This window comes from Solirhodobacter olei (assembly GCF_004010155.1).
Lineage (GTDB): Bacteria > Pseudomonadota > Alphaproteobacteria > Rhodobacterales > Rhodobacteraceae > Solirhodobacter > Solirhodobacter olei.
This window is the reverse complement of record NZ_RRYH01000035.1, coordinates 1-16,466: the sequence shown is the minus strand read 5'-3', so window position 1 is coordinate 16,466 and position 16,466 is coordinate 1. Positions and strand designations below refer to the sequence as shown.

Below are 16,466 nucleotides of genomic sequence, written 5' to 3'. Positions count from 1 at the left end.
GCTGGCCTCCTTTGCGCCGGCGCGAGCCCTCTATTTGGACGGCGGGGACCGGTCCGGTGGGTCGCTCGTCTCATACATGCCGGCGGCCGCGAAAAAGGCCTGCGTCGTCTGCGTACTGAGGCAGATCGAGATGATCTCGGCCTCCCCCTCGCCGATGCTAACGAAGGCATGTTCCATCTCGCTGTCGATATAGGCGCTTTCGCCGACCTTGAGCTCTACCGGGCTGTAGAACTCGGTGTAGAGCCGGACCGTCCCCTTCATGATGAAGATGAACTCCTCACCGGCATGCGAGCTCCAATTGGTGATGTCCTCGAGCGAGCGGGCCTTGATCCTCATGATGAGCGGAATCATTCGCTTGCGTCGCAGCTCGCCGGAATGCACCTCGTAGTCATACATGCTGGTGGCGAAATGGACCGTGTCGCCGGGGCCGGTGACGACCAGCCGTCCACCTGCGCGCGAGGCGCCGACATCCATCAGCATGCTATCGAAGGTGACGTTCAGGCCCTGGGCTACCTTGACCAGCGTGTCGAAGGTCGCAGCAACCTGGGCGTTCTCGATCTTCGACAGCGTCGCCGTCGAGACCTGCGCCCGGCCGCTGAGCTCCTTCAGCGTCCAGCCCCGCTCCTTGCGCAGATGCTTTATGCGCTCGCCAATCTGGTTACCTGAGAGGTCCATCGTCAAAGTTCTCTGATACGGTTCCTACGAGTCTCCGGGATAATGCAAACCGCGGGTGGCGGCAGGTCTGGTCCCCTTTTGTCCCAGTCTCCGGGTTCTGGATCATGCGGAGCCGTTGTTCAAGCGGCGTAATCGATCCCCTCGCCCCGCGTGGCCTCAGCGCAAGACCGCTGACATGGCGGAGATCGCGTTCATCCAGCCGATTGCCTCGGCGACCGTGGAGATCGCGAAGCGGACCGTTACGGCATCCGTCCGCTCGGCCGGGGGCAACGCCTCAACCAGATCGGCGAGCGACGGATGCGTCAGCGTGAACTCGACCATACGCGGCCTTTCGATCACGAAAGGGGCTTGCCGCTTCTCCGCGCCGAGCGCCGCCTCGGCCCCAGCGCGTATCGCGTCGCGTGCCGCCTGTACCGAGATTGCCTGTGCAGCGCGGTTGGCCAGTGCTGTCTTGACTACGACGAAGCCCGCATCGGGGAAGAAAGGCCGGTTCTCGGCGGCACAGCGATCGTCGCCGGTGACGAGCACAACAGGCACGCCCATCTCACCCGCATAGGCGCCGTAGATCCCGGGCTCGCCCAGCCGCTGGCCGTCGATGCTGACCGTGCGGAAGGCGAAGCCGTTGGTAGTGTGGGCGAGCACGCCGAAGCCGGAGGCGCTTGCATGATGGCCGACGCAGAACACCGCGTCGAACTTCGGTGTGAGGCCGGAGAACATGTTGAAGGGCTTGGGCCTGCCGATGATAAAGGACGCCTCGGGCCGGAGCATCTCCGGCACGAGATTCGTCATTGGCCCGTGAGCGTCGTTGACGACGACGGTTTCAGCTCCGGCGGCCAGCGCGCCTTCGATGGCGGCGTTGGCCTCCTCCGTCATCAGGCGGCGGGCGCGTTCGTATTCCGGGTTGCCGGGCATCCCCTGTTGGGGATTGACCACGCCGGCCACGCCTTCGATGTCAACACAGATATAGACCTTCATCTTACGCTCCCTCTGCTCCGGACGGTGGGCCCCGGAAACGATTGTCGTCTCTGCCGATCACGGATCGGTCGCCTCGACCCGGAAGGCGAGCATCTGGATGCGTGCTGGTTCCGGCGGACCGAGCCAGACGGTGGCCGTGATCACTCCGGTGCGGCACGGCATCCGGACCTCGAAGCGGCCGAACATCCCCGTGTCGGCCGGTCGGATCTCGATGTGACCGGCATCAGGCGAGCCGACCTTTGCGACGAGTCCGGCAAGTTCCGCGCCACGCTCGGCGAAGGGGCGGTCCATCGCGACGTTTTCGAGGCAGAGTTGTGCGAGCACGCTTTCGTCCCAGTTCGCAACCAGCCAGACCAGCTTGCGGCCGAGGACGACGATCTCCTCCGGCGGCTCGGGCGTCGGTGCGTCCGGGTGCAACCGGTCAAGAATACGCCGGAGCCCAGCGGCAACCGGCTTCCAGGCGCCGGAATAGGTCGCATTTTCGAATCCGACGATGCCGATCTGCGCCTCCGGGCTCCAGCGCATATGCGAGCTGAAGCCGGGATAACCGCCCGAATGGTGGACAGTCAGCCCGTGGCGGGCGTCCGTCTCGGCCATCAGGCCGAAGCCGTAGCCCTTCAATAGCAGGCCCTCCCCCGGCTCAGGAGCGATCGGGCAATGCACCCGCTGCATCTCGCGCCGGCTCGCCGCCGAGAGTGGGCCGCGCTCGGGCACATCGTCGCGGAACGCCTCGAAGAGCCAAGCGGCCCATTTCGCGAGATCCGCGCCGGTGGAGATCACCCCGCCGATGCTGGAGAAGGCACCTGGCTCGCTCAGCTGCAGGGCCAGCCAGTCGCCGCCCACAGGACGGTAGCCGGTGGCCATCTGCTCTTTCGGCACGGTGGTATAATCGAATGTCGTCATCCCGAGGCCGAGCGGGCGCAGGAGCGTCTCGGCCACGAAATCCGGGAAGGTCTGGCCGGTGACCTCCTCGATCACCTGGCCGAGAAGCGCGAAGCCGAGGTTGGAATATTCGAACCTGCTACCTGGCACGGTGGAGAAGCGTACTCCCTTCGTCAGGATGGCGAGGAAGGCTTCGCGAGAGAGCGACTCCTGCCGGTCTGCCCATGGGTCGTCGGTCGGTAGGCCCCCTGCCATCGACATAAGCATCCTGAGCGTCGGTGCGACCGGGGAACCGGTCGGCAGCGTGGCGCGCAAAGCCGGCACGAAGGTGGTGACCGGCTCGTCGAGAACGAGCCTGCCTGCGTCGCGCAGAGTGAGGAGGGCGGCGATCGTGAAACTCTTGGTGCAGGAGGCGATTCGGAACCGCGTTTGCCGGTCGGGCGCCGGCCCGTCGAGGGTGCGACAACCGAAGCCGCCCTCGAACAACACCCCGTCTCCATCGAAAACCGTGAAGAAGGTGCCGGGGGTCCGGCCCTCGCGCACCCGCGCCTCGAAGAAAGCGGAAATCTCGGATTTCATCTCGTCGAAATCGGCGCGGGTGCTCGCTGATGGCATCGGGTCCTCTTCGCTGCGGCTCTCGTGGCGCTATGGCAGATCGGGCGCAGCAGCTAGGAGCTGCCGCGTGTAGTCGTGTTGCGGGGCGTCGAAGATGGCCTGGGTAGCGGCCACCTCCACGATCTCGCCTTGACAGATGACTGCCACCCGGTCGCAGAGCGAACGGACAACGGCGAGGTTGTGGGAGATGAACAGGATCGACAGGCCAATCTTGTCGCGCAGGTCGGCGAAGAGATTGATGATGCCGGCTTGCACCGAGACGTCGAGTGCCGATGTCGCCTCGTCCGCCACGACAAGCCTGGGATCGACTGCAAGCGCGCGTGCGATCGCCACCCGCTGGCGCTGCCCACCAGACATGCCGGCCGGGCGGACGTCGAGCAGGCCCGCCGGCATGTGGACGAGGCGCATCAGCTCCCCGCAGCGCTCGCGCCGCGCCTCTCGCGTGCCACCGATGCGGTGGACGACAAGCAACTCCTCGAGCATCTGCCAGACCGTCATCTGGGGATCGAGCGAGGCGTAGGGGTCCTGGAAGACCATCTGGATCGCCCGGCGCTGCGCGATGGTGCGCCGGTGGGCGAGCGTCTCGCCGTCGAAGCGGACGCTGCCGGTGTAGCTCTCCTGCAGCCCCACAATCACCCGGCCGAGGGTGGACTTGCCAGAGCCGGATTCGCCGACAAGGCCGACAATCTCACCCTTGCCGACGCGCAAGCTCACATCGGTCAGGGCGCGGTGACCGGGATCGTGCCGCCGCGTGGCAAAGGTGACGGAGATCTTCTCCGCGACGAGCTCCGAGCCGCTCATGCCTCGCCTCCAGCGCTGAAGAGTTCGATCTCCTCCTTGCTCGCCGGCGCGGCCTGCCAGCCGGGCCCGACCTCGGCCAGCGACGGCCCGGGCTCCTGCGACCGTTCGGTCAGCGGCGGGGCGGAGGAGGAGAGCCCCTTGAGCCGCTTCGTTGGGCCCTTAATGCGTGGCACCGAGGCCAGCAGCGCCCGCGTATAGGGATGGACCGGCGCGGCGATCATCGCCTTGAGGTCGTCGGCCTGTTCGACGATCCGGCCGGCGTACATCACGCTCAGCGTGCTGCAGAATTCGGCCACCACCGAAAGGTCGTGCGTGACGTAGAGGAAGCCCGCGTGCAGATCATCCTGCAGCTTCTTGAAAAGCTTCAGGATCTGCGCCTGTACCGTTACGTCCAGCGCGGTCGTCGGCTCGTCGCAGAAGATCATCTCCGGTTCGCAGGCGATGGCGGCGGCGATCATCACGCGTTGCCGCATGCCGCCCGAGAGCTGGTGGGGATAGGCGTCCACCCATCTTTGCGGGTCGCGGATGCCAACCTGCGTCATCAGCTCGACCGCGAATTCCCGCGCCTGCTTCCGGCCCCAGCCGCGCCGCCAAGCGACGCTGTCGACGATCTGCCGGCCGACCCGCAGCACCGGGTTGAGCGCCACCGCCGGTTCCTGGAAGACCATGGAAATGCCGGTGCCGCGGATCGCGGCCAAAGACTTCCCTCCGTCTGTCAGTAGGTCGCTACCCTTGAAGCGTACGCCGCCGGAACTCACGGAGAGCGTCTGCGGCAGAAGTCCCATCGCCGCGCGCAAGGTGATGCTTTTGCCCGACCCGGATTCGCCAACGAGGCCGCGCGCCTCGCCCCGCCGCACGGTGAGCGAGACGTTGTCGAGCGCCTGCCAGTCCCGCCCCTCGATCCGGGCCGAAACGCAGAGGCGGTCGATCTCGAGCAATGCATCGTTGCCGGCCTGGGCAACGCCGCGCGCACTGGCTTCGCTCATCTCTTCACCCTGAGCACATTGGCAAGGCCATCGCCAATCAGCGAGAGGCCGAAGCTCGTGACGATGACGGCGAGCGCCGGGATGACCATCAAGCCGTAATAACCGCCCACAAAGAAGGGCTGGCCGTCCGCCATCATGCTGCCCCAGTCCGGCGTCGGCGGCACGATACCCATGCCGAAATAGCTTAGCGTGACGATCACCCCGATGTTGGCCACGATGTCGCTCATCGCATAGACGATGGCCTGACTCACGACGTTGGGCACGAGGTGGCGGAACACGATGCGCACGGTGCCGATGCCGCCAACGCGGAGCGCATCCATGAAGTCGGTCGAGCGGATCACCAGGGCCTCAGCCCGAACGATACGGGCATAGGCGACCCAAGAGACAATGGAAATTGCGGCGAAGATGCTGCCCACGCCGTTGCCGAAGATGAAGACCAAGCTGATGACGAGGACGTAGAAGGGAAAGGCCACCACAATATCGGCGATCCGCATCACGATGACGTCGAACCAGCCGCCGAAATAGCCGCTGAGGGCCCCGACCGCCGTGCCGATAACGAGCGGCGCGGCCACGGCGACGGTGGCCAGGAACAGGTCGATCCGCCCACCATAGAGGATACGGCTCCACAGATCGCGGCCGAGGTTGTCGGTGCCGAGGAGATGGGTCCAACTCGGCCCTTGCAGCGTGGCAGAGAAATCCTGATCGATCGGGCTGTAGCGCGTAAGCAGTGGCGCGAAGATCGCCATCATGACGACGATGCCGACGATCGCCACCCCGAAATTCAGATGCTGGTTGCGCCGCCGTCCACTGCGGGAGGTGCGCATCATCGGCCCGACGCGTTCGGTGATTTGGGACGCCTCGGTCATTTCAGCCTCACCCGCGGATCGAACAGCCCATAAGCGATATCCGTCAACAGATAGATGAAGATCACCAGAAGCGCGAACACTAAGGCGCTCGCCTGCACGACAGGGAAATCACGGTTCAGAATCCCTTTCATCAGGAAGGTTCCCATTCCGGGGATTGCAAACACATTTTCGATCACAAGAGACCCCCCGGCCAAATACCCGACCTGTATGCCGAGAATGGAGATCCCGGTAATGGATGCATTCTTCAATGCATAATTGATCCAAATCGCCCTGCGATTGAGCCCCTTCGCCTTCGCAAAATTCACGTATTCGCTGTTCAGCGCGTCCATCAGGGCACCGCGCAATCCCCGGATAAGGAACGGTACGATCACCAGCGCCACCGAGAGTGAGGGCAGGATGAGCGAAGCGATATGCTGCGAAACGGTATTTCCGTATCCCGCGACGGGGAACCAGTGCAGATTGAGACTGAAAATCGCAATCAGTACCGCACCAGTGAAGAATAGCGGCGTGCCCTGCGCTATGGCATTGAAGCTGCGCACCCCGGCATCGACTGCTCCGCCCCGGCTCACCGCCATCCAAGTTGCGAGCGGGACCGAGATCACAATGCTGAACAGCGTCGCCATCGCCATGAGCCAGAGCGTCGGCGGCAGCCGGATCGCGAGAAGGGTGATAATCCGGTCGTGAAAGAACATCGACCGCCCGAGGTCACCGACAGCCAGGCCGCCCATGAAGTTAAGATACTGGCGCCAGAGCGGTTGATCGAGCCCCCATTCGTGGCGCAGGGCGGCAATCGCAGCGGGGTTGGCGCGATCGCCGAGATAGGTTCGCGCCGGGTCGCCAGGCGCCATATGCATCAGCATGAAGGTCAGCGTAGCAACTCCGAGGACCACGGGAACGAGAAGCAGCATGCGCCTTGTGAGAAATCTCAGCATCAGTCCTTCCTGAGGAGACCGGTGGACGGGCAAGGCCCGGCGGCACCGCCGCCAGACCCCGCCCGGATCACAGGATCACTTCGACATCCAGACGTTGACCAGCCCGTAATTGCCGGTCACGAAAGGATGGAAGCCGTGGACATTACCCGAATAGGCATAGACTTCCGGCGTGTAGAACAGCGGCACGTCGGGGGAATCCTTGTTCCACTGCTCCTCTACCTTGAAGTAGAGCTTCTGCCGTGCTGCTTGGTCGTTCAGCATCGCCGCCTTGTTGATCCACTCGTCGATCTGCTTGTTCTTGTAGAAGGAATAAAGCGAGTGCGACCCGCCTTCGTACGAGCCGACGAAACGGATGATCTCGTCGGGGTCGACGATATCAGTCGTATCGTATCCGAAGCCGATCTCGTAATTGCCGTTCTGCAGCGCCTCATAGGCCGCCGAGGGATCGAGCGTCTGGATCGTCAGCTTGATGCCGAGCTTGGCCACCGAGGCCTGGATGATCTGCGCCATGGTCTGCTGGTCGGAGTTCCCGCTGGCCACCATGATCGTGCCGGAGAAACCGTTCGGCACTGGCGATTTCTTCAGATACGCCTTGGCCGCCTTCATGTCGTAGGGATAGCCCTTGATGCTCTTGTCGAAGGACCAGGAGCTTGGCGACATGTAGGCGCCGGCCGGCGTGCCATGGCCGAACAGCACCACCTTCACCAGCGTATTCTTGTTGATCGCCGAGGCGATGGCCCGGCGCACGTCGACGTTGTCGAAAGGCTTCTTAGTGTTATTGATCGACAGGAAGTCGACCCGGCTGGAGGGGAAGGTGCCGACCTTCACAGACCCGCCCGAGTTCTGTAGTGCCGAGATGCTGGAATATGCGGGAAACTCGTCGATCTGAGCCTGACCACCCTGCACTTCATTGGCCCGCGTGTTGCTGTCGGCCACGGTTTTGAAGGTGATCGAATTCAGATAGGGCAGGCCTTTGCGCCAATAGTGCGGATTGCGATCGAAAGTCGCCTCCACGCCCGGCGTCCAGCTTTTCAGCATGAACGGCCCGCTGCCAATCGGATGCTTTGCAAAGTCCGCAGGCTTCATGCCGGCATAGTTATAGGGCACGATCGAGTTGGCGAAGATTGCCATGTCGGAGGGCAGCGGCGCGAAGGGTTTCTTCGTTGTTATCACGACCGTATAGGGATCGGGCGTTGTGATCTTGGCGATCGAGGCATCGATGAAGGCGAAGGGGCTGGAGGGCTTTGCAGTCTGCTCGATTGAGAATTTCACATCCTTCGAGGTCAACGGCTGGCCGTTGGTGAAGGTCACGCCGTGGCGCAGATGGAAGGTCCATTCGAGCCCGTTGGAGGATTGCGTCCACGAGGTCGCCAGATCGGGAACCACCCCTGTTCCGTCCGCCTTAGGCAAGAGGAGCGTGTCGAAGACCTCTTCAATGACCCAGATAGAGGCATTGTCGGTCGGCTGCGAGGGAAGGAGCGTGCGAAGTTGCTCCGCCCGGAGCATGACAAGGTTGCCGCCACGCACTGGCGTGTCCTGGGCGCTCGCGGCGGAAAACGCGAGCGGGCTCACGCTCATTGCGACCCCCGCCGCCAGACCAAGTAGGCATGAGCCGATTGGTGATGCTTTCATTGTAGATACTCCCTGTGGATTTAAGGTTATGGCCACTGGTTCCCTTCGTGCGGCATTTGATGTCTTTTCCGAATCGGAACTCCAATTATGCTGATTGCTCTCAGTCATTTTTCTTCGGTTTCCCGAACTATACAGCGAAACTCAGGATGTGCCCGATAACTATAGCGTTAGGGTCCGTTGCGCTGAATTATTCACCAAGGCTACTTCACCAATTGCGTCGGAAGAGGCAGAAATTGAAGCTTTTGCGTTTGACTTGAGTGAGCTTCGGGAAAGGGCTTCCGCGAAGCGCACCTCCATTGTGGAGGCGACCGGGATAGCCGGCTGCGACGGGGTCTGCCGACCTTCCCGCGCCGATCGACGGCCAAGTCAAGCTCGGGGGTCAAAGGCAAATGAACCTCAGGGCGCGTTGGATCTCAAAGAAGTCGGTTGTCTCGAAGGCCACGGCGCAGGGCCCGTGGGCCTTCGCGCCAGGATACCAAGACGCCTTGTAGGCGTCTGATGGGTTATTGAACTCGATGATCATCTCGAAGCGGTCGGCAATCGTTGGGATTTGGCCGGCCATGTCCTTCGATAGGGCTCGTTCCACGCCCTCCCGGATCATCGCCCGCGCACGCTCGGGAGAGTGCGAAGAGGCGCCATAGCCGGCACCTTCCAGCGTTGCGACGGTCACAATCCCGGGCAGCATCGCCTCCGCGTCGGCACAGATGCCGGCATCGCCCGACAGGAACGCCGAGGGCACGCCGTAACCAGCAGCGCAGAGCGCGTTGAGCGTAAGTTCTGAGGCCATCTCGCCATTCAGAAGGAGCCGATTGATGCGCCCGGTGAGCGTATGGGCCAGCGGATTGGCATCGCTGCCTGCCTTGGCGTGGTAGCCGGTGTAGATCGCGGCCGCGAAATCCGGATCAAGCCCGTACATCATCAGATCGGGGTGGCCCGACCAGCCGCGGATGATGCGGGCATAATCCGGTAGCCTGTCTAGGATAAGATTCCGTGCACTCGAATGGGCATCTTTGATAACGATCTCGTCAGCCCCTGCCGCGCGGGCACCCTCGCAGGCCGCGACGACCTCACCGGTCATTAGCGCGTGGAATTCGGCATAGTCGGAATGGGTTCGGGTGGCTTCGTCCCAATGCACGATTCCGGCCGTGCCCTCGATGTCGGCGCTCAGAAAAACTTTCATGGCGATGCGGCCTCCTCAACCCCCTGGAGGCCGGGACTGGCGGGGCATCGAATTACGGCCCCTGGTGTCCGGGTCTCGCGCTACGGCTCGCTCACCCGTCGAGCTAGACCCTACGGGCGAGCCCTGCGGACCACTCGCCGGGCCCACCGATGGGGCAACCATGCGAATGGGAGTGATCACCGTCAAGGGTAAAATTTTCTTTTAAGAATTTTTTTTACTATTATAAACTGCACGGATTCCGCCAGTTGCGGTAGGGCGGGCCAGCTGCACTCAGCTAACCCTTGAAAAGGATCGAACAGAGATGCTGGGTGTCTGCGACTCCCTCAATGACCTGCTGACACCCTGCGTTTGCGTCGACGAAGACCGTATGCTGGCCAACATCGACCGCATGGCCGACTTGGCCCGTAGCAGCGGCGTGGCACTGCGCCCGCACATCAAGACCCACAAGTCGATCCGGCTCGCGCGCGCGCAGATAGCACTGGGCGCGAGCGGGATCACTGCGTCGAAACCGGCCGAAGCCATGGTGTTTATCGAGGCAGGCTTTACGGCGATCACCCTAGCGTACCCGCTGTTCCATCCGCAGGTGGTACGTGAAGTCCTCGCCGCGGCCGCACGTCACGGTACCGCGCTACGACTGATCGCGGACAGCCCCGAGACTGTGGCAGTCGCCGCCGACGCCAGCCACGCGCTCGGTCAGCACACGGAGGTGCAACTCAAAATCGATGTCGGCCTGCACCGCTGTGGGGTCGATCCATACTCCCGAGATGCGGTCAGCCTGGCCCTTGCCATCGCCAGGGCCCCTTACCTCGCCTTTGCCGGGATATTGAGCCACGCGGGCCACGCCTATGCTTCGGGCAGCGCCGATGCAGTACGACGGATTGCCCGTGAAGAATGCGCGACCATGGCCGACATGCGGGCGCGGCTCGAAGCTGCCAAGCTGGAGGTGCCCGAAGTCTCGGTCGGCAGCACACCTACGGTTCTGCTGAACGATGGTTTGGACGGCATCACGGAGATCCGACCCGGCAATTACGTGTTCTTGGATCGGATGCAGATTTCGCTCGGAGCTGCCCGGCCAGAAGATGTCGCGCTAACCGTCCTGGCGAGCGTGGTCAGCTCGAACCAGCAGTACGCGATCATCGACGCCGGATCGAAGGTGCTCAGCTCGGATCGTGGGCCGCACGGCTCCGACAATATTCCGGGTTTCGGCATAGCGGTGCGCCTGAACAACCCGTCGGACCAGCCCTTCGTCATCTCCCAGCTGTCGGAGGAACACGGGTTCATCGCCCGTGAGGGGCGCCCGCTGGCCGTTGGCGAAAAGCTACGGATCATTCCAAATCATGCCTGCCCCGTCATGAATCTGACTGACCGTTTTGTGATGGTTCGAACCTCAGGCCGATGCACGGCGGTGCCGGTCGACGCCAGATGCACCTCTAGCCAGGCTCCTTTACCCCAATCCGCTTCCACCTGACTGACAGAGCTTTGTTTTCAACGAGCCACGGCTTAGTGCGCTGGAGCGGTCGAGCGGGTCCGATCATTGTGTCGAAAAGCCAATAGGTCCACTGACAATCAAGACCCGGAAGTCGCGCAGGTGGTTGTCGGAAACTGTAAGGTAGGCCTTCGCGGAGAACCGCGGTCAGTCGGCCTTGACGTGACACGGCAGTATTCCAGGCCCAGGGCAGTAGCTCGGGCAGGCGTGAGACCGTCATATCCGAGACGCGGGCGATGACACGAGCAAGCCAGGCCTGCGGGACGATGCCGTTGAGCTTCGCCGAGCCGATCAGGGAATACTGGAGGCTGCGCGGCGGCCCCCGCGTTCTGAGCCGGCAAAGAGCCATGATTTTCTGCCGAGAGCGCCCCCCGCAGTGATCTCTCGGCACAATTGTTCGTAAGGCAGACCCTGCCGTCCGACATTCCGGGGCGGTTATCTGCCATCTCTAAACCGCGACACGCAATGGGCGAGGCAGCCGCGCGAATGCTTCTTGAGCGCTTTTCCGGCTTGGCTCTTCCGGCTCGGCGCCTTGCAATGGCACCTCGATTCATTCGGCGCGACTCCGCGGCACTACGCGGTCGAACAGCCTCACGTTTCGGCGCACGGAGAAATTGACGCAGGTCTTCCGCAGATGGTTGTCAATCTGCCGCTGCGGGTCCTTCTGCCCAGTTGACCCTGCACGCGGGGGGCGCGGAGCGCGATATTCGAGAGTTCTGGGATTGTTCTATAGCACATCCGTTATGTTATAATATCACATGTCGGCATTGGGGTTTCCGTGCGAGCGGTCTGCGGAATCCCGGCGTGACCCCCAGCGAAGTCCCGGCGTCCGTGCAGCCGGTCGAGTTGGTCCCACGGCTGGCGCCCCAAGGCTTTCAAGATCACAGTGTCAACGATTGGTGGAGAACCGAGCGAGGCCCCTGGCCAACCTGGGCAGACCCCCTTGCGCATAGGTTGGCCAGCATTTCGCCCTTATTTTTAAGGCTGTGGCCAACCTGGTCAACCTGGGCAACCTGTTTCTAATAGAGTTGCTAGAGGGAAAACGGAAAACACCGCCGAAGGCGCGGTGAGACACCCGCGAATCCACGCAAGGGCCCCAAAACCGTCTCACATTAGGAGAACAGGTTGCCCAGGTTGGCCAGGCCCGGAATCGGTGTTTGATTCCAATGCGTTACCCCGGGCAACCTATCTCCGGCCTAGGTTGGCCACAGCGGGTAGGTTGGCCAGGATTTCGGGCATTTCGGCGCGCAGCGCCCGGTGAGTTCGCCCGGAGGCCCGGTAGTCTACGAAACGTGGAAAAGGAAAAGCCGCCTTTCGGCGGCTCTACCAAATATTGAAATGCGAGATTCGAGTCAGGTTCCGGCCTCGAATGGCTCCCATTCGGCCGCTTCCCAATCGGACCCGTTGCGGGTCATCATGGTCGTCCGGGCTCCAGTGCTCAAGCGGCGCCGTGCCTGCGTCCAGCCGGGAACCATCCGCATCGCGGCGCCAAGCGTGGTCGTGTCGGAGTGGTTCATCTCCCGGTCTTGCCCGAGGCCGATATGCCAGACCTCGCTCATCGCCGCTCGAACCCGGCGCATCATGACGCCTTCACCCGCGCTCTCCCGGTCGAAACGGTCGTCTCCGCCCTCGGTGATCGAGGACAGGTCCCGAGGCGTGTTCAGCCACTCCTCGATCTTCTCGGCCATGAGTTCGGCCGGCGATACCTTGCGGCTGGCATCCTGGAGGGCCACGCTGATCCGCTTCGACTCCTCGTCGCGCAGATAGAGCGGCAGCGTGCCGAACGGCTGGACCCGGCGGGCCTCCAGATACCAGGTGTAGACCTCGGCCCAAATCTGCCGGACGACCTTCTCCAGTGCCACGGTGTCGATCTGCGGCACCTTGCAGAGGATCGGCCAGTACCGGCGGTTTCCGGTCTCGTCCTTGAGGTACTGCTCCTGGTTGGTCGTGCCCCCGAAGACGCACGTCCGCTTGAAGGTCTCGGCGTTGTGCCGGTAGGCCAGCCGGAAGGTGTCCTTGGTCTCGGTGATGAACTGCTTCACCTCCTCGGAGTCGGCCTTGGAGAGCGTCGTCAGTTCGCCGATCTCCACTATCCACTTGCCGAGCATCGACTCGATCATGCGGCCCAGGTTGTTCACGTCCGTATGCAGGGCGCCCGAGTAGCCGAGCGACATCACATCCACGAACGTCGATTTCCTGATCCCCTGCGCACCGCCGAAGATCGGCACGAAGTCCCATTTGTGGCCGGGCTCGAACAGGCGCACTACCGCGGCCAGGAGCCAGAGCCGACACGTCTCGCGGTGGTAGGGGTTATCCTCGACGCCGAGGTAGTCGATGAATACCGTCTCGGCCCGCCTCATGCCGTCCCAGGGGAACGACCGGATGCGATCCCGGAGAGGGTGGATCGAGTTCTGCCGCGAGGCCAGATCGACCGCCGTCCGCACGTCGAGAAGGGCGACATCGAATTCCCAGCCGCCGAGATCGTTCGGCGCGGCAAGCGCGGCTCGCACGTCGCTATCATCGGTGTCCAGCCACTCCCGGCCGCCGTGCAGCTTCAGGTCGTCGGCCGTCACCGGCCCACGGGCCAGTGTCGTGAGGTCCGGGAGGTCGATGGGCTGGGTGCAGACGATCTTCTTCGAGAACTCGTTGAAGGCCACCCGCCCACGGAAGGCGGGGTCGTTCTGGAGGATGAGCGCGGCGTTGTGGACCGACTTCGCGAGGGTGCCGGTCTCCATGTTCATACGAAGGTCGGCCTTCCACTTGCGCTTCTTCTTGGGCTTGGTCTTCTCGCCCGGCTCGTTCAGACCCAGGAAGTCGTCATCATCCGTCTCCCCGAGACCGAGGAAGTCGTCGTCATCGTCATCGAAGCGGGCGTCGGACGTGTCGGTCGCATCGTCATCTTCGCCCGACGTGTCGAAATCATCGCCGGATTCCGACTCGTCGTCCTCGTCGTAGCTCTCCTCGAACTTCCCGCGGGTGTTCTCGATGAGTTCGAGCTTGACCGCCTTGTCCTTCGAGGCCATCTCGACCATCGCCTTGTGCGACGGGAGCTTGGTCGGGCTGTCGTCTTCCTTCGCCTTGGCGTCGAGGTGGCCGAACTTGTGCAGCCGCACCATGTCCCAGGCGTTCGCCCCGCCTTGGATCGGGTCGGTGCCGTGGTTCGAGTAGATGACCAGCCCGTCGTCGTAGACCACGGCGCCATTGGCGGCCGAGCCCAGGGCATAGGTGTAGCGGATGTCGGAGCCGGACGAGTCCCCCGGGACATAGACATCCGGTATGAACTCGGCGATGGCCGCCTCAATGTCGTAGGCCCGGCAGAAGGCGCCGATGATCCCCTGCTTGTCGCGGGGGTCTTCGAACCGCTTGTTCGGGTCGGAGCCGGCGGCGGACTTCTCGTGCTCCTGCCGCGGCAGCGTGGTCACGTCCTGCCAGTTTGGGTGCTCGGCCAGGAACTCGTCCACCCGAACGATGGAACCGGAGGTGTTCCGGTCGGTCTCGTAGGGCTGACCATCCGAGATCGACGGCCAGTACATGGCCTGGTTGTTGCGGAACGACACCTGGTCGCACATGTCGACGCCCTCTTGCGGGTCGTCGGCGAGCAGGGTCGCGAGCAGGCGGGCGAGCGCGTTGGCCTCGTCCAGATCGACCATGCGGTCGAGGAAGACGATCAGGCGCCAGCGGGGCTTCTCGGGGGTGTGCGACCGGGTGGTGTGGCCGATCCAGACGAAGCGATTGATCGGGGCCAGGCCGAGGCGGATGTGCTCGATCTGATCGGGCTGCACATCGTCCAGGTCGAGCGAGATCGCGGAGACGCCCAGGAGGTGGCCGAGCTTCCGCCGACCGTCCTCATACTGCCCCATCTTATACCAGCCCGGTTTGGCCTTCAGTTCGGCCTTGAGGGTCTGGTCCTTCTGGGAGGACGGGTTCAGATTCAGGTACTTGGCCCACGTGATCGACGTATCGACCATCGGCTTCTGGAACTTGGTCCAGAGCTTGGTGGCGGTCCACAGATCGTTTTTGCCCTTGCCGCGGTGAGTACCGTGGCAGATGGCAAAGCGGGATGGTGCGATGTCGCTCATCAAGGCGTTTCGCCTGACCCATCGCGGTTCGACCAACAGAACCAGCGCACCGTGTCGACTATCAACCGAAACCCTAGCTTTTCCCTGAGGCCGGCCAAAATCATGTGGCGTCGAACGCCCGCATTCGATCCCAGCAAGCCCGCATCACTCGCATGCCAATGCATTAGTCGACCTCAACGATATGACTGTCCAGCCAAGCGTCGAGCTCAGATCGCCGATACATCACCACCGAGCCGATTTTCAGATATCGAGGACCTTTCGACTGACTAAATCGCATGCGCATTTTCGCAAGCTTGGATTCCGATAACCCACAATAGATGGCCGCAGCTGGTGGCCGAAGATATTCGCTGGCCGGCCGTTCGCTACCAGTCCAACCAAGCCCACTGCCCATAGGTTTGTCATGATCTGTCATTTCCAATCCTCCTGTATGACTTCGCTTCAGGAGGTATGACAGATTTTCAAAGAGGTCGCGTACACAGGCAAGGCCTGAGTCTGCGTGTACAGAATCCGATCACTCGGAAGCGTTGTCGAAACGCGCCTCCAACGCGAGAGTCCTGATGACCTCGTAGTTCAATCTGCTCTTAAGATCTCCACCTTCCCCTCTCTCCGGATCGAAAATCTTATTTTGCACCGTTCCAAAACCGATCTCTGCAAAGCCTGAGTCCCTCAGAGCGTAGAAAACCACATCGCTTGCTGCCGTTCCCTCAGTTTCCTTATTTCTTGTCAGACTAATGTCATAGCGATCGCACAGCAACCGAGCCACATGATTGATCATATAATCCCTAACCCAATTTAGCCGACCTTTCTTCCTTTTGGTGGAACCCTGTCTTGGGCGAACACCCCGCAGCTCATCGACAACCCTTACCCTCCAGGCGTCCGGTATCGGCACGCCTTTGGAAATAAATGATGCCACAAACTCCAGAAAGAGATCGAAGGCATCATCATTCGTTTCGGCCTCTTTGAGAAGGAAAACAGCTTGCTCTTCAGTCAGAGACGGATCGTCGCGCAAATCGGAGGTATCGGTGAGACCAATTTCGTACCAATATCTTGTCCAGTCACGGCCTTGCTCGTGGATCATCGCCGAACTTAGATTCTTGATCTCCTCCCTAGCCACATTCAAAGCCTCTGACAGGCCGTCAGCCTTTATTTCTTCGATGGTGCGCGCGGCCCAGCCATCCGGTTCATCACCTGCAGCCTTTAGCTTACTCATCTCACCCACCATTTTCGGAGATCGAATGTCCGGGCGAGCACCTTACTGGACTTAGATCGGAACGCTTAGCCAGCTCCGATGTAATTTGTTGCATGGCGGGTCTTAGCCCACGATATTCACCGGCCCGCGTCTCTTGGGCTCTTGAGG

13 protein-coding genes and 1 pseudogene are annotated in these 16,466 nt (G+C 62.2%); 1 reads left to right on the top strand and 13 read right to left on the bottom strand.

Annotation, left to right across the window (positions count from 1 at the left end; translation table 11 throughout):
• Window positions 1-30: 30 nt before the first annotated feature.
• From EIP85_RS19470 to EIP85_RS19430, 9 genes are all read right to left on the bottom strand, one after another.
• Window positions 31-675 (bottom strand): helix-turn-helix domain-containing protein, encoded by a 645-nt coding sequence (locus EIP85_RS19470; protein ID WP_127903887.1) that lies wholly within the window; start codon window positions 673-675, stop codon window positions 31-33.
• A 156-nt stretch (window positions 676-831) separates the two neighbouring features.
• A complete protein-coding gene (locus EIP85_RS19465) occupies window positions 832-1,650 on the bottom strand; it encodes a M55 family metallopeptidase (RefSeq protein WP_127903886.1) in 819 nt (272 codons plus the stop codon).
• Between the two features lie 57 nt (window positions 1,651-1,707).
• Window positions 1,708-3,147, bottom strand: a complete 1,440-nt coding sequence (locus EIP85_RS19460) for a serine hydrolase domain-containing protein (RefSeq protein WP_127903885.1) — start codon at window positions 3,145-3,147, stop codon at window positions 1,708-1,710.
• Window positions 3,148-3,177: 30 nt separating this feature from the next.
• Complete coding sequence (locus EIP85_RS19455) at window positions 3,178-3,948, bottom strand: ABC transporter ATP-binding protein (RefSeq protein WP_127903884.1); 771 nt, start codon at window positions 3,946-3,948, stop codon at window positions 3,178-3,180.
• Window positions 3,945-4,934 carry an ABC transporter ATP-binding protein gene (locus EIP85_RS19450; protein ID WP_127903883.1) on the bottom strand — a complete coding sequence of 330 codons (990 nt, stop codon included), beginning with the start codon at window positions 4,932-4,934 and terminating at the stop codon, window positions 3,945-3,947. The genes EIP85_RS19455 and EIP85_RS19450 overlap by 4 nt, the downstream gene beginning before the upstream one ends.
• Window positions 4,931-5,800 (bottom strand): ABC transporter permease, encoded by an 870-nt coding sequence (locus tag EIP85_RS19445; RefSeq protein ID WP_127903882.1) that lies wholly within the window; start codon window positions 5,798-5,800, stop codon window positions 4,931-4,933. The genes EIP85_RS19450 and EIP85_RS19445 overlap by 4 nt, the downstream gene beginning before the upstream one ends.
• Complete coding sequence (locus EIP85_RS19440) at window positions 5,797-6,732, bottom strand: ABC transporter permease (RefSeq protein WP_127903881.1); 936 nt, start codon at window positions 6,730-6,732, stop codon at window positions 5,797-5,799. The genes EIP85_RS19445 and EIP85_RS19440 overlap by 4 nt, the downstream gene beginning before the upstream one ends.
• A 75-nt stretch (window positions 6,733-6,807) precedes the next feature.
• The gene (locus EIP85_RS19435; protein ID WP_164871816.1) at window positions 6,808-8,310 is read right to left on the bottom strand and encodes an ABC transporter substrate-binding protein; all 1,503 of its coding nucleotides are present in this window, start codon (window positions 8,308-8,310) and stop codon (window positions 6,808-6,810) included.
• A 433-nt stretch (window positions 8,311-8,743) separates the two neighbouring features.
• Entirely contained in the window at window positions 8,744-9,544 is an 801-nt protein-coding gene (locus tag EIP85_RS19430) for a M55 family metallopeptidase (RefSeq protein WP_127903879.1), read from the bottom strand.
• A gap of 301 nt (window positions 9,545-9,845) precedes the next feature.
• On the opposite strand from EIP85_RS19430, the gene EIP85_RS19425 reads away from it, so the two are divergent.
• A complete protein-coding gene (locus EIP85_RS19425; protein WP_127903878.1) occupies window positions 9,846-11,012 on the top strand; it encodes an alanine racemase in 1,167 nt (388 codons plus the stop codon).
• A 196-nt stretch (window positions 11,013-11,208) separates the two neighbouring features.
• Here EIP85_RS19425 and EIP85_RS19420 read toward each other — a convergent pair.
• From EIP85_RS19420 to EIP85_RS19405, 4 genes and pseudogenes are all read right to left on the bottom strand, one after another.
• Window positions 11,209-11,455: pseudogene (locus EIP85_RS19420) on the bottom strand (transposase domain-containing protein); the annotation flags it as partial.
• 927 nt (window positions 11,456-12,382) lie between these two features.
• Window positions 12,383-15,109, bottom strand: coding sequence for a VapE domain-containing protein (locus EIP85_RS19415; protein ID WP_127903877.1), 2,727 nt, complete (start codon window positions 15,107-15,109; stop codon window positions 12,383-12,385).
• Between the two features lie 163 nt (window positions 15,110-15,272).
• Complete coding sequence (locus EIP85_RS19410) at window positions 15,273-15,521, bottom strand: helix-turn-helix transcriptional regulator (RefSeq protein ID WP_206615595.1); 249 nt, start codon at window positions 15,519-15,521, stop codon at window positions 15,273-15,275.
• A 99-nt stretch (window positions 15,522-15,620) separates the two neighbouring features.
• The gene (locus tag EIP85_RS19405) at window positions 15,621-16,319 is read right to left on the bottom strand and encodes a hypothetical protein (protein WP_127903876.1); all 699 of its coding nucleotides are present in this window, start codon (window positions 16,317-16,319) and stop codon (window positions 15,621-15,623) included.
• Window positions 16,320-16,466 lie beyond the last annotated feature (147 nt).